The sequence below is a fragment of the Paraburkholderia sp. BR14312 genome (genome assembly GCF_040948675.1).
In the GTDB taxonomy this organism is placed as follows: domain Bacteria; phylum Pseudomonadota; class Gammaproteobacteria; order Burkholderiales; family Burkholderiaceae; genus Paraburkholderia; species Paraburkholderia nodosa_A.
Genome location: NZ_JBFPKI010000001.1, coordinates 64,292 through 81,806, shown reverse-complemented (window position 1 = coordinate 81,806; position 17,515 = coordinate 64,292). Strand labels below are relative to the sequence as shown.

Below are 17,515 nucleotides of genomic sequence, written 5' to 3'. Positions count from 1 at the left end.
GACATGGCGTGAGTTGGTCTCATGGGGCGACGGGCGTGTCGATCCATGCCTGTCGGGCCTTTGATCATCGTGGCGACGTGAGTGCCAATCTATTCGTTCTGGCGCAACGGCGACGCCTTGGCCAGTCCGCAATCGACCAAATAGCTCGCGAGCATCAGAATCGCCAGAAGAGGAAATGATGGCGCGGGCGCGCATGACCTGCGTGCGACTGATTGCTCACAGGCGCAAGCTGTGCGTGCGCATCAACGACACGCGCGCGCAGTGCCATGTCATAGAAAGCCCCCACCATCGGCAATGCACCATGCGCACCTTCGCCCCAGTAGTCGTTGCGCAATGTCACGCGTGCGTCGTCGAAGCCCACCCACGCGCCGGCGACCAGTTGCGGATGGATCAGGATGAACCAGCTATCCGTGTTGTCCTGCGTCGTTCCGGTTTTGCCGGCCACGTCGGCGTGAATGCCGAAACGCGTCCTGATGTCGGAGCCAGTGCCGCGGTTGACGACGTCACGCATCGCATCGACCAGCTTGAGCGCAGCAGCGGCCGGCAGCGCCTGCTCCGGTCGTGCAGCAGGGAATTCGGCGAGCATGTTGCCGTTGCGATCTTCGATACGTGTCACCATGCGCGGTTCGACATAGGCTCCCCGGTTCGCGATCGTGCAATACGCCGAGACCATCTCCTTGAGCGTGACCGGGCTCGTGCCCAGGGCAAGCGAGGGCACGGCATCAAGGGGACTTTCGCGCACGCCCATTTCACGCGCGAGCGCCGCAACCTTTGTCGGTCCCTCCCGCTGCATGAGCTGTGCAGTCACGCGATTGCGTGAGAAGGCAAGCGCATTGCGCAGTGTCATCGGGCGGCCGGTAGGGGGCTCGGGGTCAGTCGGCCGCCATACCGCATTGCCCTTCAATGCAATGGCAACGTTGCGGTCGACGATCGTGTCACCCGGTTGTGCACCATCGGCAAATGCCGCACCGTACACAAAAGCCTTGAAGGTGGAGCCGGGTTGCCGGCGCGCCTGCTGCACGTGATCGAACGGCTCGTCGCGATAGTCCCGGCTGCCGACCCATGCCTTGATGTCTCCATTGCGTGGATCGATGGCGACGAATCCGGCCTGAATCTGGGTTTTGCTGTGGCAGAGCGCATCCACAAACGCCGCATCCTGCGCAAGTTTCCTGATTGCGGCCTGGTCGGAAAGGCCGGTGTCCCGTGCGGTCCGGTACTCCGCTGTCTGTCTGATGAAGGACTGGAACAGTTCGTTCCCCGGCCAGCAGCCTGTGCGCTCGTTCCATGTGCCGCTCGCGATCCACTGCAGCTGGCCGGCCTGCCAGGCAACGGCCTGTGTCGCCATTGCCTGAAGTCGGGAGTCGATTGTGGTGTGCACCACGAGCCCGTCCGAATAGATGTTATAGCCGTTGCGATCAGCCCACGCGGTCAACCACCTGCGCAGCTGTACTGCGAAATGCGGTGCAGTGCCAATGGGCTCGGCCTGCGGTTCGAAATCGACATTGAGCGGTTGCCGGTTCAGCCGGGCATACTCAGGAGGACTGAGCTTGCCGTATTTCAACATCTGCGCAAGTACCGTATTGCGGCGTTCCAGTGCGCGCTCAGGATTGAGCACAGGGTTGTACGTGCTATTCGCCTTCAGCATGCCAACGAGCGTTGCACTCTCGAGGACATCGAGGTCTGCTGCGCGCTTTCCGAAGTAGGTGCGCGCAGCCATCTCGACGCCGTAGGCGTTGTAGAGGAACGGCACGGTGTTGAGGTACGTCTCGAGGATCTGGTCCTTGCTGTAGACAGATTCGATCTTGAGCGCCGTGATCGCTTCCTTGAGTTTGCGGGTCAACGTCGGTGCGCGGCCGATTTCATCGGGATACAGGTTGCGTGCCAGTTGCTGCGTGATGGTGGAGCCACCCTGCCGTGCCCCGGCAAACGTGCGCAATGCCGCCGACGGAATGCGCCTCAGGTCAATACCGTGATGCTGATAGAAGCGGCGGTCCTCGGTCGCGATCAGGGCATCCACCACATGCGGTGAGATCTGGCTTAGCGTGACCCACTCGCGATTGACCGGCTTGAATTCCGCGAGCACGGTGCCGTCGGCGGAGAGGATTAGCGCGGGACGGTCGACGCGTGCCTTGCGGATGTCACCGAGGCGGGGTGTGAATGGAACAAGGGCCAGCGTATACGCGAGCGACAGCGCAGGCACAGCGGCAATTGTCAGTGCAATGCCGCGACGTGTCGGATGGCGCATGCTGTGCCACGTCGCAGCGATAAGGCGCACGGTCATTGCACCGGCGCTGGCAGCAGCGGCCCGACCGGATTTCGCCCAGCGTGCGCAGCGTTCACGAAAGAGCGACACATAGGGGTGATTCACGGTGGTTGAGCCATATACGAAACGCCGGATCGTACCAAAGCCCAGGCGGTATTCCGGCAGAAAAATGGCTCTGCAGGTGTACTGCTAACAGACGATTACACTTGTTTCGATTCTGCGGCACGAGGACGGCGGTATCGCGCGTTCAGGGGAGGCGCGTTCAGGGGGCGACCCAGCAATGGACCCAGGTATCGCCTCGACGGACATACAGCGCGCGTCGGTGACGGTCCGCTGCCGAGAGGTCCAGCCAGTCCAGGCGTGTGGGGCGCACCTCAACGACGCCGAAATGCCGCAGACCTTCGCCCGGTCCAGGAACGTGCGTCTCATCGAGCGCATCATCAGCGTGGATCATGGGAGTCCCGGGCGGCAAGCGCGTCCGGTAGACGACCAGGTCATGGTCGGGACTGGACCTCCACGCATCGAGACGGGCCTGCCCGTCGCAAAGTATTCGGGTTTCGCCGGACACGCGGACCTGCAGGTTGTGAACAGGGTCGACGCCGACGAGCGCGATTCGCGGCTCCCGTCTGAGTTCGGCAATCTTCGGCGAGCGCAGGTCGGTATGAAAAGTAAGCACGTTCTGCGGTTCAATGGCACTCCGAAGCAGCACGGTGCGGACGTTAGGTGCACCATCGAGGCTAACGGTTGCTGCCTGCATGACCTTGAAGGGATGTTTATCTTCACGGACAGCGGCAGCGAGGCAATCCCAGATGCGGTTGTAGATTTGTTCGAGGTTCATCGGCGCGGCCCCTTCAGCGTTTGCGCGCCTCGTGCCGGCTCGTGCGGTGATGCCACGGGTCGGCATCATGGGCGAACTGGGCATCGAAGTGGTCGGCGTGCGAAAGAGGGCGTTCCATGTTGCCAAGGCAGGCTCAGAGTGTCCAGTCTTCGTCCGCCGCGGCTCGCTTCGCGAGCGCAGCGAGATCGTGCTCCGCGTGGCTCTGACGGACGAACACGGGCAGATCCGCTGCCATGTGAGCGAACCAGCGGTCGCGGCACAGCGGGCCGGCGCCCAGGCCGCGCGCACAGGCATGCAGAGTCGCCTCGACGGCGCTTTCCGCAGCGGCGCGAGCACGCAGCGCGAGCGCCATGGCGTCGGCGTGTGGCGCGGAGTCGATCTTATGTGCGGCGTCGCGCAGCAAGGCGCGCGCTGCGCTCAACGCGGCGTCGGCCGCTCCGAGATGCGCATTCAGGTGCGGATCATCGCGGCGCCTCGCCGCGTCGCGCAGGCGGACGGCCAGCGCCGCGGCCGCGCCGTACCAGCACGCGGCGATGCCCGCGCCGCCGTGCCAGAAGCCAGGGCGCCGCAAGTAGCCGTCCACTGGACCGACGAGCGTGGCGTGTGCGTTGAGCACATCGATTTCGACGCTTTGCGTCGCCGCCATGCCGACGGCTTCCCAGCCACGTGCCGTGACCGTCACGCCTGGTTGGTCCATGGGCAGTGCGGCGAGCCAATCGCGATCGTCGCTGTCGATGCAGGTCACCAGCGCGTGCGTGACGAATGCCGCACCTGAACACCACGGCTTGACGCCTGAAAGCAGGATCTGCCCGCTGCGGCTTGAGGCGTAACGCAGCTCGTTGCGCGGAGAACGGGCTGCCCATACACCCCATATTTCTGGTTCCAATCTGCGGGGCACCGCTACATGCGGCAGGCACGGCATTTCAAGCTCTGACTGAATGGCGAGTGCGTCGGCATGCGCCTCGTAGATCTTGAGGAGCGAGAGATCCTGTCCGGCGAGCCCGGCGAGAAATTGCCAGCGCGCGAGCGTGCTTCCGCCTCCCGGCAGCGGTAGCGCGGGGCCCACGGCGACGAGCTGGCGTGCGGCGCCCGCGAGCGACTGCGCGTCGAGTGGCAGCGTGCAGCCTTCGAGCAGTGCCGCAAAGTCGAACGGGCCGCACACGCCGTCGCCAGACAACGTACGGACCTGCCGTGGAGTCGCGCTCTCCATCACAGCCCCGGATTCGTGCGCGCGGTGCGGGCGCCAACCGCGATGCTGGCATTGCCGGCGGCGACGCGGCTGCCTGGTGTCTTCGGCGCTCTTGCCATTGCGATTCACTCCTCGGTTCTGAAGGCCTCGATATACCACCGACGGAAAAATTGCTTGCGTGCCATGGCGATACAGCAAACGCGGTGCCGCGTCATGCAGGTCCGCCACGAACGCGGGAATGCCGCCTGCGCGAGCAGGCGCGTGCGTCCCGCACGAGTCACTTCACTCTAGTCAGGAAGGTATGAAAGCCGGCGAGCGCGACCGGTCGCGACGCTTTCTCGTGAACCGAAACAATCGAAGCAGGGAAAATCCGGCGCACGGCTGGGCGGCGGACATCGGACCGGGCCTGGGTACGATCGCAACCGACAACGATCCCGGCGGCATCCTGACGTATTCGCTGGCAGGCGCGCAGTATGGCTTCGATCTCCTGTGGGTCTGCGTGCTTTCCTGGCCGTCGATGGTGGCACTGCAGATGGTGTCTGCGCGCGTCGCGGCCGTCACGGGCAAGGGCCTGACCGAGAACATGCGGGAACACTATTCCCGCTGGTTGTTTCTGCTGGCGGTCGCCCGTTTTCTCGGAGCCAATACCGTGAACATGGCCGCCGACATGCTGGCGATGGGCGAAGCCGCGCAGTTGATATTCAGGGGATCGGTCCCGCTCTTCACGGTTTTCTTTGCCGGCATGTCGCTCGCGCTGCAGTGGTGGGTGCCTTATGCGCGCTATGCAAACTACCTCAAGTGGCTAGCTCTGTCGCTGTTCTGTTATGCAGGCGTCATGCTGGTGGCGGACGTGCCGTGGCGCACTTTGGCCTGGCGCGCTTTCGTGCCGCACATCAGCTGGTCGGAAGACTATCTGGGGATGCTGCTCGCGGTGCTCGGTACCACGGTCAGCCCGTATCTGCTGTTCTCGCAAGCCGAGCAGGAAGTCGAAGAGGGCTCGCACGACGGCACTCAGGACAGCAGCCGCGTACAGCAGAAAGACGTCCGGCAGCAGCTAAAGAAAATACGAAGCGACATACTGGTGCGTACCTCGATGTCCAACGTATGCGGAGCACTCATCCTTTGCGCCGCGGCCGCGACATTACACGCGACCCATGCATCGCTCACTCCCTCTGGCTCGACTCGCGAGGCCGCGCAAGCGATCGCGCCGGTCGCGGGTGCCTACGCGCAGCCGCTGCTCGGCCTCGCGCTGCTTGGCACAGCGCTGCTCGCACTCCCGCCGCTGGCCGGCTCAGCCGCGCACGCCGCCGCCAGTTCGTTCGGGTGGCAGCGGGGCACGCAGCGGGATCGCCGGATAGCTGCAATCCTGGTGTTGCTTATGGCGGTGAGCACTATCGTCGCACTGCTGTTTGGCGCATTCGGCGTCGATCCGCTCCGGGCCTGCTACTGGAGTGCGCTGACCAACGGGATGACAGTGTCTCCGGTGTTGATCCTGCTCGTGCTCCTGAGTGCCCGGCGTGAAGCGGTGGGCGAGATGAAAGCGCACTGGTTCACGCGCACCTTGTGCTGGCTTGCAACCATCACTACCTGCGCGGCCCTGGCCGCTCATGTCGTCCTTCAGCTTCCCTAGCTGTGCATGGCGCAGAGGTGCTCGTCTGCGTCGGCAGGAGGGCTGCGAAGCCCGGCAGCGGCGCTCGCGTGGTTGGCACGCCCGTTGCGCATGGGCTCTTGTCGATAGCGATTTGCGCGGTTTCGCGCATTGTGCAGGCAGGCTGACTGGGAGAGAGACATGAAAATGGGAACCACGAAAACCGAAGGCAGGGTCCGTGAACTTGCGGGCGACGCGCAAGAGGCGGTCGGCGAACTGCTGGGCGACGCGAGTACCAGATTGTCGGGCAAGGCAAAGGCGCTATGCGGCAAGTCACAACAACTGGCGACCGACGCGGCGGTCGTGACGCGCGAGACGATTGCGGACAATCCCCTGGCGACCGTGGGTATCGCCGTGGGCATCGGCTTCGCGCTCGGAGCGTTATGGGGAGCGAGCCGCGAATAAGCGGACCTGAACCGGACGGATGTTGCCGGCACGCCGCATGTGCGAGGTGGACCATGACAATTCACGCGAAGCTCGACCGCTGGCACAACGTGTTGCGATTTCTCGCGGTCCGCACAACGGACTATGGGCAACTGCTGTCACTCGAACTGTCCGAGGCACGCACATCCATGACGCGCGAAATCCTCGCGCTCGTGGCTCTCGCCGTAAGTGGGTTATTCACGCTCTCATTCTTTTGCGTCGCGCTGATCGCATCCGCGTGGAATACACGCTATTTCCTCACTGTCGTGTGGAGCATAGCGGTGCTCTGGCTATTCGCCTCGATCACCGCATTGCTGGTATTCCGCGCACAAAAGCCGGCGCGTTCGTTCGCGGTACTCAAGAGCGAATTGCAAGCGGACCTTGAAACGCTCAACGAGGCGCTTAAATGAGTCGTCGCTCCCGATTGAATCGTCAGGCATCTGAAGCCGTCCTGCTTACTCATATGGAATTGACGCGCGTGCGATTGCTTGCGGCCAACGTTCGCTCGCGGGCAGCCGGGCACGCTGCCGCCCGTGCACATTCGCGTAGCCTGGCGAGCGTCGGCCGCCCGGTGTCCGCCGCGCCGCTCCTCGCCATGCTCGGATGCTTCACGCTGGGCGCCCTGCTTATCGGCCCGAGACGCGTCTTGCCCGTCGTGATGCGCACCGGTCTGGCTGGCTGGATCGTGCGCAATGTCCGGTTGCGTCTTGCACGCTGAGCGGAGCGCACTTCGGCGACGATCATGTGTTGCTCGACGCGAAGCTCGACCCATTGCGCCACGACAATGAGACGCGGGTTAAATTCATGTGCGAACGGCAGCGTGGCACGCGGCGTGCGCTAGAGCGAGCGCAACTCTTAACCGAAAGGAGCGCAACATGACTATCCTTGATCCCCAGGCAGGGGGCACTGGCGCACAGATCGTCGGCGGGGGCGTCGGCGAAGGCCCGGGGCCCGAAATCATGGCCGCGGCCACGCTCGACGGCGACAAGGTGATTTCTGCTGACGGTGAACACGTCGGCAAGATCTCCGACATCATGCTCGATGTACGTAGCGGGCGCGTCGCGTACGCAGTCCTGGCTGAGGGCGGATTCCTCGGCATGGGTAATACGCTTCACGCCATTCCGTGGAACGCACTGACGCTGGACACCAATGAGAAGTGCTTCCGTGTCGACATCCAGGCTCAACGAATCAAGGACGATCCCGGATTCGATAAGGATCACTGGCCATCGATGGCTGATTCGACGTGGGGGACGCAACTGCATGACTACTACAACCGCCGCCCGTACTGGCTGGCGACTGGGGAGCTTCCGGGACGTGATCCCGGAATGAATAACCCGACGGACTTGTGAGAGCAACCCGATCTCCGTGGGACGAATAGTCCCACGGGTGAGCCTGAACGGAGCTGCTGTAAAACTTCCTCCAGAGCGGCAAATGGGGCATCGGCTTTTAGCGGCCGGTGCCATTTTTTTTGCAAAGGCGGTGTTCGCTGGTCAATACCCTGACCGGCGCCGCGCCGACTGCCATCTACAGTGTTTGCTAAATGAAAGCTCCGGGCGCGTTTCTTGCTCCCCATCCACCGCGCTTCATGCAGCATCAATACCGGTTCTCCGACTTTTGCCAGGCTGACTACCGCCTCAGCACGTCGGCGCATTGCATCGACTAGAACAAAACAGATGACTCGGCTGCATCGGGTTCCGCTCGGCTTTCCCGGCCACGAGGTGAAAATGGACGCTCCTACGGTTATGACGACGGTGGCGGAGGAAAACAACCTTGGGCGAATCGCTCGTACGTTGGGCGCTTTCCGGCGCGGCGACGCCGCAGCGCGATTGCCGGACGACTGGGAGGGCCTGTACGGTGAAGTTGCGGCCGAATACAACCTGCTTGCCGCGCAATGCGGCAGGATGTCTGTCCAGCTGCGGGATGTGGCGAGCGATCTGACTGTGCGCACGCCCGGCGATATCGGAAGGCGCCTGTCCGCCGAAGCACTCGAAGGCTTCTGGCTCGATCACGCCGCCAATATCAATGCAATTATCCTGCGAGGCGAACCTGACACGGACCGTGCGAAAACGGTGCTTCTCGCGCTGAGTGCGCTTAAGGACGGCGAAACGGCGGAACTGCCGCCCGATTGGTCGGGCCTGCACGGCAGGCTGGCCCAGGTGTTCAATGAACTCGTCGACCAGAACGTACGCATGTCGGAAGAGCTCGCGCGTCTGAGCCGCGTCGTCGGGAAAGAAGGGCGTCTCAACGAACGTGCCGCGTTGCCGGCTGCCCGCGGGTTCTGGCGCGACTCGGTGGATGCCATTAACTCGCTGATCGGCGATCTGGTGCACCCCACGAGTGAGGTCGCCCGCGTAATCGGCGCGGTGGCCCAGGGCGACCTCTCCAAAAACATGGCGTTCGAAGCCGATGGCCGCGCATTGCAGGGCGAATTTCTCCGCACGGCACGCACGATCAACACCATGGTTGATCAGCTGGGCACCTTCGCGGCCGAAGTCACACGTGTGGCGCGCGAAGTGGGCACCGAAGGCAAGCTCGGTGGCCAGGCCGACGTCCAGGGTGTTGCAGGAACCTGGAAGGACTTGACCGACTCCGTCAACTCCATGGCCGGCAACCTGACCAGCCAGGTGCGCAATATCGCGGAAGTGACCATGGCTGTCGCCGCCGGCGATCTTTCGAAGAAAATCACGGTCGACGTGAAAGGCGAAATTCTCGAACTGAAGAACGCCATCAACACGATGGTGGACCAGCTTCGCTCATTCGCTTCGGAAGTGACACGGGTCGCCCGCGAAGTCGGCACGGAAGGCCGGCTCGGTGGACAGGCGGATGTCCAGGGGGTTGCCGGCACATGGAAGGATCTCACCGACAATGTCAACTTCATGGCAGGCAACCTGACGAGTCAGGTTCGCAATATCGCGGAGGTCACGAAGGCCGTCGCTGCCGGCGATCTTTCCAAGAAGATTACGGTTGATGTGAAAGGGGAGATTCTCGAGCTGAAGAACACCATCAACACGATGGTGGATCAGTTGCGGTCGTTTGCCTCGGAGGTGACCCGTGTGGCCCGCGAAGTGGGCACCGAAGGCAAGCTCGGTGGCCAGGCCGACGTGCAGGGCGTGGCCGGCACGTGGAAGGATCTGACCGACTCGGTCAATTCGATGGGTAGCAACCTCACCGCGCAGGTGCGCAACATTGCCGGGGTGACCACCGCCGTCGCCGCGGGCGATCTGTCGAAAAAGATCACCGTCGACGTAAAGGGCGAAATCCTGGAACTGAAAAACACCATCAATACGATGGTGGATCAGTTGCGTTCGTTTGCTTCCGAGGTAACGCGAGTTGCCCGCGAAGTCGGCACGGAAGGCAAGCTCGGCGGCCAGGCGGACGTGCAGGGCGTGGCCGGTACGTGGAAGGATTTGACCGACTCGGTCAATTCAATGGGCAGCAATCTCACCGCGCAGGTGCGCAATATCGCCGAAGTGACCACAGCCGTTGCGGCCGGGGATCTTTCAAAGAAGATTACCGTGGACGTGAAAGGCGAGATCCTGGAACTCAAGAACACCATCAATACCATGGTGGACCAGCTCGGCTCTTTCGCATCCGAAGTCACCCGGGTGGCGCGCGAGGTGGGCACCGATGGCAAACTCGGCGGCCAGGCGAATGTGCAGGGCGTAGCGGGCACATGGAAGGACCTGACCGACTCGGTCAATTCGATGGGCAGCAACCTGACCGCACAGGTTCGCAACATCGCGGACGTCACGACGGCAGTCGCGGCGGGTGACTTGTCAAAGAAGATCACCGTTGACGTAAAAGGCGAGATTCTGGAACTGAAGGACACCATCAATACTATGGTGGACCAGCTCCGCTCGTTTGCCTCGGAGGTTACGCGCGTGGCCCGCGAGGTGGGCACGGAAGGCAAGCTCGGCGGGCAGGCCGACGTGCAGGGCGTTGCCGGCACCTGGAAGGATCTGACCGACAACGTCAATTTCATGGCGGGGAATCTCACGAGCCAGGTGCGCAACATTGCGGACGTGACCAAGGCTGTGGCTGCCGGTGACTTGTCAAAGAAAATCACGGTGGACGTGAAGGGCGAAATCCTCGAACTGAAAAACACCATCAACACCATGGTCGACCAGCTCGGCTCATTCGCCTCTGAAGTCACGCGGGTGGCGCGCGAAGTCGGCACGCTCGGCAAGCTCGGCGGCCAGGCCGATGTGCAGGGCGTGGCAGGAACGTGGAAAGACCTGACCGACAACGTGAACTTCATGGCGGGCAACCTCACGAGCCAGGTACGCAATATCGCGGATGTGACCAAGGCAGTGGCAGCCGGCGATCTCTCGAAGAAAATCACGGTCGATGTGAAAGGCGAGATCCTCGAGCTCAAAAATACCATCAATACGATGGTCGACCAGTTGCGTTCGTTTGCCTCCGAGGTGACCCGTGTAGCCCGGGAGGTCGGCACTGAAGGCAAGCTCGGTGGTCAGGCCGATGTGCAAGGGGTGGCCGGGACCTGGAAGGATCTGACCGACAACGTGAACTTCATGGCCGGCAATCTGACGAGCCAGGTGCGCGGCATTGCCAGGGTCGTGACGGCTGTCGCGGACGGCGATCTCGATCGCAAGCTGACCGTCGAAGCAAAAGGCGAGATCGCAGCGCTCGCCGATACCATCAACAGCATGACCGACACGCTGGCAACCTTCGCGGACCAGGTGACCACGGTGGCTCGCGAGGTGGGCGTCGAGGGCAAGCTGGGTGGGCAGGCCAAGGTGCCAGGCGCCTCGGGAACGTGGAAGGGGCTTACCGAAAACGTGAACCAGCTCGCCGCAAACCTGACCACCCAGGTGCGCGCGATTGCCGAAGTCGCGACCGCGGTGACCCAGGGCGATCTGACTCGCTCCATCACCGTTGAGGCCCAGGGTGAGGTTGCAGCGCTCAAAGACACGATCAACGAAATGATCCGTAACCTGAAGGACACTACCCAGGTCAATACGGAGCAGGACTGGCTGAAAACCAATCTCGCCAAATTCAGCCGGATGTTGCAGGGCCAGAAAGATCTGGTTGCGGTCGGCGAGCTGATTCTTTCCGAACTCGCCCCGGTAGTCGGCGTGCAACGCGCCGAATTTTATGTGCTGGATACCGCTTCCAGCCCGGCATCCCTTCGTCTTACCGCGAGCTACGCTTCGGGCGGGCACGCTACGCACGGCAAGCAGATTCATCTCGGTGAGGGATTGATCGGCCAGTGCGCAGTCGAAAGACGCAAGATTCTGCTTGAGTCGCCCGCAACCGAGCCCTTCCGTATCATGTCCGGACTCCTTGACGCAACGCCTCACAACGTGCTCGTTCTGCCCGTCGTGTTCGAGGCGAAGGTCAAGGGTGTTATCGAACTCGCATCGGTTGAGCGGCTCAATCCCACGCACCAGGCGTTTCTCGATCAGTTGACGGAGAGTATCGGCATCGTGATCAACACGATCGAGGCAAATTCCCGCACCGAGGACCTGTTGAAACAGTCCCAGACGCTAGCCAACGAGTTGCAGAGCCGGCAGGAGGAACTCGAGCAGACCAACCAGCAGTTGCAGGAGAAAGCGCACCTCCTTGCGCACCAGAACGAAGAGGTCGAACGCAAGAATGCCGAAGTCGAGCAGGCGCGACAGGCGCTCGAAGAAAAGGCAACACAACTGGCGTTGACCTCGAAGTACAAGTCCGAGTTTCTCGCCAATATGTCTCACGAACTGCGCACACCGCTGAACAGTCTGCTGATTCTCTCAGACAACCTGTGCAAGAACGCGGACGGCAACCTCTCGCCGAAACAGGTCGATTTCGCGAAAGCGATTCATTCGTCGGGTAACGATCTGTTGATGCTCATTAACGACATCCTCGATCTTTCGAAGATCGAGTCGGGCACGGTAGTCGTGGACATCACCGAGCATCGAATTGAGGATCTCACCGTATACGTTGAACGCACGTTCCGTCATGTGGCCGAAGCCCGCAAGGTCGACTTCATGATTCACACGGAAGCACAACTTCCCGCGTCCCTCCATACCGATCCGAAGCGCCTTCAGCAGATCCTCAAGAACCTGCTTTCCAACGCGTTCAAGTTCACCCACGAAGGGCATGTCACGTTATCGATCGAAGAGGCCTTCGACGGCTGGACAGCGGATAACGAGAGCCTGAATCGTGCGCACCAGGTCATTGCGTTTTCCGTGTCCGACACCGGCATTGGTATCTCGGCGGAGAAACAGCAAATTATCTTTGAGGCATTCCAGCAGGCCGACGGCAGCACGAGCCGCAAGTACGGGGGTACCGGCCTTGGTCTTGCAATCAGTCGCGAACTGTCCAAGCTGCTGGGAGGGGAAATCAGGCTCATCAGTTCGCCAAACAAGGGCAGCACTTTCACCCTGTATCTCCCGTACGGGAACGAACCCGGCAAGGCGCTGCGCAGGACGGCCACCCATGACGAGCCACGCGGTTCGGTAGTCGCATTGAATTCTCGAGCGCGGTTGGAGTCGGTCACTGGCCCCGCGGTGCGTGAACCTGTAACCGCCGTGGTGGAAGAAGTCGCAAGCTTCGCTGACGAAGCGCAAGACGATCGAAGCAACATCGCGCGGGGCGATCGTGTGCTGCTGATCGTCGAGAACGATCGCCCGTTTGCGGGCTTTCTGCTTGACGCGGCGCGTGAAAAGGGCTTCAAAGGGCTCGTGACGTCATTGGGTTCCGTGGCGTTGACGCTTGCGGACCAGTTCAAGCCCGCTGCCGTTACCTTGGACCTGTTTCTGCCCGATATGGAAGGGTGGCGCGTTTTGTCCCGCTTGAAGCACGATCTGACGACGCGTCATGTACCGGTTTGCGTGGTCTCCACGGACGAGTCACGCGAGCGCGCGTTCAGTTCGGGCGCTTTCGGCTTTCTGCCCAAGCCGATCCAGTCGCGCGAGCAATTGGACGAAGCGTTGGGCCGGCTGATGCAATACGTGGAAACCGATGCTCGCCGGGTACTGGTTGCGCTAGCGCCAACGCCGCAGCGCGAAACGCTTATTCAGCGTCTGGCAGGCGAGCGCATCGCGTTGCAGTTGGCCGTGCCCGGTCAGGAAACGTTTAGGTGCCTCGCTTCACAGTCGGTGGACGCGCTGGTCATGGACGTCGACGGATTGAGTAGCATGTCGCCCGACGAACTGCACGAGGCGCTGCCCGGGCGCACAGCTTTTTCGCCGCTGCCGGTGGTCCTGATCGGGGAACGGGGAGCATTACCGGCGCGTTGGTTGGGCGCGGCCGAGCGGTACGTCGTCATGCCGGTCTCTACACCGGCGCATCTGCTCGATACGACAGTCGCCGCGATGCATGTCGGCTCCGGTCGACTCGGCAAGCAGGCGCAGGCGGAACTGGGGAGCTTGCGGGAGTCGGAACTCGCGCTAGCAGGCAAGAAGGTGCTGATCGTCGACGATGACATGCGCAACATCTTCGCTCTCGCGACCGTTGTCGAAGACTACGGCATGCGTCACGTCTGGGCCGACAATGGACGCGACGCGATCCGTCTGGTCGCAACAGACCCTGCAATCGACGCCGTGCTGATGGATATCATGATGCCTGAGATGGATGGCCTCATGACGATTCGCGAGATCCGCAAGCTGTCTGCCGGTCGAACCTTGCCGATCGTTGCCGTAACCGCCAAGGCAATGAAAGGCGACCGCGAACGGTGCATCGCCGCAGGCGCGTGGGACTACCTCTCAAAGCCCGTGGACCGCGCCGATCTGCTTGCCGTCCTGAACGCGTGGCTTCATGCGTAGGAACTACCATGGAAACGTATTCGCGGGAAGAGGGCGATCAGGTCAACATTCTTGTTGTCGACGATGTGCCTGAACAGCACCTCGTTCTTCGCAGCGTTCTCGAGGAACTCCGCGAGAACATCGTGGAGGTTTCATCCGGGCGGGCCGCACTTGCGGCCGTGCTCGAACAGGAATTCGCAGTCATCCTGCTGGATGTGAACATGCCAGGCATGGACGGACTGGAGACGGCGTCGATGATGCGCGCGTACCGGCGAACCAGGCAAACGCCCATTATCTTTGTCACCGCTTATGTGGATGAAAAGGAAATGTCGCGCGGCTATTCACTGGGCGCTGTCGACTATATATCTTCGCCTGTCGTTCCGGAGATACTGCGGGCGAAGGTCCGCGTTTTTGTCGACATGTACCGGATGCGCAACCAGCTACTCGCGCGCGCGGCCGAGCGCGAAGAACTTGCAAAGGTCGAGGCGCAGCGCGCGGCTGCCGAACAGGCGCGATACCGAGCCGACTTTCTCGCCCGCGCGAGTCAGGCGCTGACCCGCTCGCTGGAGGTCGACGATACCGTTGCGAGGATCGTTGAACTGCCCGTGCCCGCGCTCGCCGACCTCGCGGTTCTGGTGTTCACCGCCGGGGAAGGAGTGGCGCCGAAAACCGTTGCGTACATTTCGAACGCTGCGCACGCAGGCGCTCAAACCGAGGCGGCTGGCGTCCTGCTGCCGCGGACTTTGCCTTTGCAGGCACTCGACGATCTGGTCAAAGAGTGCCTCTCGAAGGGCCTCCCGGCAACGCGCCAGATCGACGGGAGCCCGGTGCTGGCGTCCAGCCACGACGACGGCAGCGTTACCGGGATGCCCCTCGAACTGGACGCAATGACGGCCTGGCCGTTACTGGTCGACGCCGCCCAACCCTGCGTCATCGTGCTGGGCGTGCGCCACTCGATCGAACGCATCGACGAAGGGCCCGTGACGCGCGAGTTTGTGAGCCGTGCGGCAATCGCGCTCGAAAACGCCTTGCTTTTCTCGGCGATCCGCGATGGCGACCGGCGCAAAAATGAATTTCTGGCGATGCTTGCGCACGAACTGCGCAATCCGCTTGCGCCTATCGTCAATGCCGTGGCGGTGATGCGAAGTGCCAAGTCGACGGATCCCCACGTGCTGCGATGGGGTAGCGACATTATCGGAACGCAGGCGGAGCATCTCGTGCGCATTGTGGACGACCTCCTCGACGTCTCGCGAATTGCGCGCGGCGTGGTCACCCTTCGTACGGAATTCGTGCTCCTGTCGAGCGTCATCGACCGGGCAATCGAGGCGAGCGGACCGCACTACAGCAGGCGTTCGCAAACCCTGATACGCGAAACTCCGGATGTCGACGTCGTGATCGAGGGTGACATCGTCAGGCTCTCGCAGATCGTGACAAACCTGCTCAACAACGCGTCCAAATTTACGTCGCCCGGGGAGCGCGTGTACATCTCGACAAAATATGACGGCGCGACAGCCTCGATTGTCGTCTCCGACGAAGGCGTTGGTATCGATCCCGCGTTTTTGCCACACGTTTTTGAACTCTTTGCACAGGGGCAGACTTCGCTGGACCGCAGCCAGGGAGGCCTCGGCATCGGCCTGACGCTCGTGCGCCATCTCACGGAAATGCATGGAGGCACGGTTCAGTGCGAGAGTGAGGGCCAGGGAAAAGGAAGCCGGTTTACCGTCCGCTTGCCGGCACGCGCGGTTCAGCAGTTGACCAAAACACAGACGAACGTGGTTCCGATACGGCGCACTCAAGGCGCGCGCGTCCTGATCGTCGACGATATGACCGCGACAGCAGAAAGCCTTGAAGCATTTCTGCGCATACATGGGCATCAGGTTCAGCGTGCCTCTGATGGCCCCACAGCGCTCTTGCAAGCACGTGCATTTCTGCCGGAAGTCATTCTCCTGGATATCGGACTGCCTGGTATGTCAGGCTTCGAAGTCGCGCAGCATCTTCGCGCCGACGAAGCGTTGCCGCGCAGCCTGATTATTGCCATAAGCGGCTACAGCCAGGAGGACCATCGAAACCGCGCTTCCGATGCCGGTATCGATCATTACCTGGTCAAGCCGGCCGATCTCAACGTTCTGATCGGCATCATCGAAGACTACGGACAGTCGAAGACGCCTGGTAACGGCGCTTTCGCCTAAGCAATTGCAGGCGGCTGCCGAGTGATCCACGTGCCAGGCATGCAGGCAGAACGTCGCGGCGCAGCAGCAGCGCGCGGCAAGCCCCTACGGTCGCGCCTGTTGGCGCCGGTATTCTTCCTGTTTCATCTCCATGTACTGCTGCCGGTCAATTTCGTGCAGTTGCCGTGGATATTGCTCGCTGGCACTGAACCAGTTGCTCAGGCGCTGCTGCACGCGATTGTCCGGTAGGCTCGTCGGTTCGCCGAGATAGGCATCGATGGCCAGGTAGTAACGCATGGTATTGCGTTCCACCAGACCGCGCACCCCGTCGACGAATTTCGGCTCTGCCGCGGACGGTTCCGCGAGGTTGGTGAAGCCGACCTTGCCATGACCGAAAGTCGCGAGATAGCCCTTCATGGCGAGACGCCCGATTGCCCCGTAACTATACGCATAGGTCAGGTGCAGGAACGTGCGACCACTCCCGAGCGACACCGCTTCCAGAACGATCTGATAATCGCGGGTGTTCAGCGGCCCGCTATCGGAGTGCAGTTTTAGCCGGAAGTATCCCGGGCTGGTGGTTGCCGGTTCGTAATCGAATTGCAGACGGTAGGTGGACGCGAGTTCTTCAGCGACTTCCTCCTGACTGACGTATACGGTCAGCGTGTCGCCGCTGCTGTTGGCAGAGGCGTGGCAGTACTTGATATTGGGATGCAGGATCAACACATCGCACCAGTTTTTCGGGCTCTGCGTCGGGTCATTAAATACATCACTGACGGTCCCGAATGGGTAGTCCAGCACAGCGTAGATTTCGCCCGTGACGGTTGAGGGGGACTCGCGGGAATCGAGATACAGCCTGCGATGAAACGCGGCATGGTCGAGTTGTGGTTTCAGGCTCTCGTAGGTGGCGCGCAAGCTGGTGGCATTGTCAGCTGGCTGAGCAGACAGCCCCGCGCACGGCAAATAGCTTGCCGCAAGAATGGTCAGCGTGCGCACTATCGTTCGCACCAGCGTCGTGACGCGGTCTCTGCGAGACCGATGAATTTCGGATTCGATAAAATCGGACATAAGGGTCCTGGATCGGGATGGCCCACCATCCACGAATGTATGCTTGTTCGTCTGGGTCCGCGCAAGGGACATGCCTCGCGGGCGGTTGATAAAGGCTCGGATGTGGCCGGTCCGATGCGCCGCGCGATCGAGAACTATCTTGCGGCGAACGATCTCGCCATCGAGCCGGCACA

The 17,515-nt window shown here is 61.8% G+C and carries 11 protein-coding genes; 7 read left to right on the top strand and 4 right to left on the bottom strand.

Annotation, left to right across the window (positions count from 1 at the left end):
* Positions 1 to 154: 154 nt before the first annotated feature.
* From AB3X98_RS00305 to AB3X98_RS00295, 3 genes are all read right to left on the bottom strand, one after another.
* A complete protein-coding gene (locus AB3X98_RS00305; protein WP_368603118.1) occupies positions 155 to 2,245 on the bottom strand; it encodes a penicillin-binding protein 1A in 2,091 nt (696 codons plus the stop codon).
* 280 nt (positions 2,246 to 2,525) lie between these two features.
* Positions 2,526 to 3,101, bottom strand: coding sequence for a pyridoxamine 5'-phosphate oxidase family protein (locus AB3X98_RS00300; protein ID WP_368603117.1), 576 nt, complete (start codon positions 3,099 to 3,101; stop codon positions 2,526 to 2,528).
* Between the two features lie 133 nt (positions 3,102 to 3,234).
* Complete coding sequence (locus tag AB3X98_RS00295) at positions 3,235 to 4,311, bottom strand: acyl-CoA dehydrogenase (RefSeq protein ID WP_368610197.1); 1,077 nt, start codon at positions 4,309 to 4,311, stop codon at positions 3,235 to 3,237.
* Between the two features lie 280 nt (positions 4,312 to 4,591).
* Here AB3X98_RS00295 and AB3X98_RS00290 point away from each other — a divergent pair, with 280 nt between their 5' ends.
* The 7 genes from AB3X98_RS00290 to AB3X98_RS00260 all read left to right on the top strand — a co-directional run bounded on the left by AB3X98_RS00290 (position 4,592) and on the right by AB3X98_RS00260 (position 16,298).
* Positions 4,592 to 5,920, top strand: coding sequence for an NRAMP family divalent metal transporter (locus tag AB3X98_RS00290; protein WP_368603115.1), 1,329 nt, complete (start codon positions 4,592 to 4,594; stop codon positions 5,918 to 5,920).
* A 159-nt stretch (positions 5,921 to 6,079) separates the two neighbouring features.
* Positions 6,080 to 6,343: a CsbD family protein gene (locus AB3X98_RS00285; RefSeq protein ID WP_368603114.1), complete on the top strand. Its 264-nt coding sequence runs from the start codon at positions 6,080 to 6,082 to the stop codon at positions 6,341 to 6,343.
* Positions 6,344 to 6,396: 53 nt separating this feature from the next.
* Entirely contained in the window at positions 6,397 to 6,771 is a 375-nt protein-coding gene (locus AB3X98_RS00280; RefSeq protein WP_368603113.1) for a phage holin family protein, read from the top strand.
* Positions 6,768 to 7,079 (top strand): hypothetical protein, encoded by a 312-nt coding sequence (locus AB3X98_RS00275; protein ID WP_368610196.1) that lies wholly within the window; start codon positions 6,768 to 6,770, stop codon positions 7,077 to 7,079. Before AB3X98_RS00280 ends, AB3X98_RS00275 begins: the two co-directional genes overlap by 4 nt.
* A gap of 157 nt (positions 7,080 to 7,236) precedes the next feature.
* Positions 7,237 to 7,710: a PRC-barrel domain-containing protein gene (locus tag AB3X98_RS00270; protein WP_069262064.1), complete on the top strand. Its 474-nt coding sequence runs from the start codon at positions 7,237 to 7,239 to the stop codon at positions 7,708 to 7,710.
* A gap of 375 nt (positions 7,711 to 8,085) precedes the next feature.
* Positions 8,086 to 14,130 carry a HAMP domain-containing protein gene (locus AB3X98_RS00265; protein WP_368603112.1) on the top strand — a complete coding sequence of 2,015 codons (6,045 nt, stop codon included), beginning with the start codon at positions 8,086 to 8,088 and terminating at the stop codon, positions 14,128 to 14,130.
* An 8-nt stretch (positions 14,131 to 14,138) separates the two neighbouring features.
* Complete coding sequence (locus tag AB3X98_RS00260) at positions 14,139 to 16,298, top strand: response regulator (RefSeq protein ID WP_368603111.1); 2,160 nt, start codon at positions 14,139 to 14,141, stop codon at positions 16,296 to 16,298.
* An 84-nt stretch (positions 16,299 to 16,382) separates the two neighbouring features.
* On the opposite strand, the gene AB3X98_RS00255 is transcribed toward AB3X98_RS00260, so the two are convergent.
* The gene (locus AB3X98_RS00255) at positions 16,383 to 17,342 is read right to left on the bottom strand and encodes a hypothetical protein (protein WP_368603110.1); all 960 of its coding nucleotides are present in this window, start codon (positions 17,340 to 17,342) and stop codon (positions 16,383 to 16,385) included.
* Between the last annotated feature and the right edge of the window lie 173 nt (positions 17,343 to 17,515).

Coding starts and splice junctions, on each gene's coding strand:
- AB3X98_RS00305 (WP_368603118.1), bottom strand. CDS start 2,245: ATGCGCCATCCGACACGTCGCGGCATTGCACTGACAATTGCCGCTGTG.
- AB3X98_RS00300 (WP_368603117.1), bottom strand. CDS start 3,101: ATGAACCTCGAACAAATCTACAACCGCATCTGGGATTGCCTCGCTGCC.
- AB3X98_RS00295 (WP_368610197.1), bottom strand. CDS start 4,311: ATGGAGAGCGCGACTCCACGGCAGGTCCGTACGTTGTCTGGCGACGGC.
- AB3X98_RS00290 (WP_368603115.1), top strand. CDS start 4,592: ATGAAAGCCGGCGAGCGCGACCGGTCGCGACGCTTTCTCGTGAACCGA.
- AB3X98_RS00285 (WP_368603114.1), top strand. CDS start 6,080: ATGAAAATGGGAACCACGAAAACCGAAGGCAGGGTCCGTGAACTTGCG.
- AB3X98_RS00280 (WP_368603113.1), top strand. CDS start 6,397: ATGACAATTCACGCGAAGCTCGACCGCTGGCACAACGTGTTGCGATTT.
- AB3X98_RS00275 (WP_368610196.1), top strand. CDS start 6,768: ATGAGTCGTCGCTCCCGATTGAATCGTCAGGCATCTGAAGCCGTCCTG.
- AB3X98_RS00270 (WP_069262064.1), top strand. CDS start 7,237: ATGACTATCCTTGATCCCCAGGCAGGGGGCACTGGCGCACAGATCGTC.
- AB3X98_RS00265 (WP_368603112.1), top strand. CDS start 8,086: ATGGACGCTCCTACGGTTATGACGACGGTGGCGGAGGAAAACAACCTT.
- AB3X98_RS00260 (WP_368603111.1), top strand. CDS start 14,139: ATGGAAACGTATTCGCGGGAAGAGGGCGATCAGGTCAACATTCTTGTT.
- AB3X98_RS00255 (WP_368603110.1), bottom strand. CDS start 17,342: ATGTCCGATTTTATCGAATCCGAAATTCATCGGTCTCGCAGAGACCGC.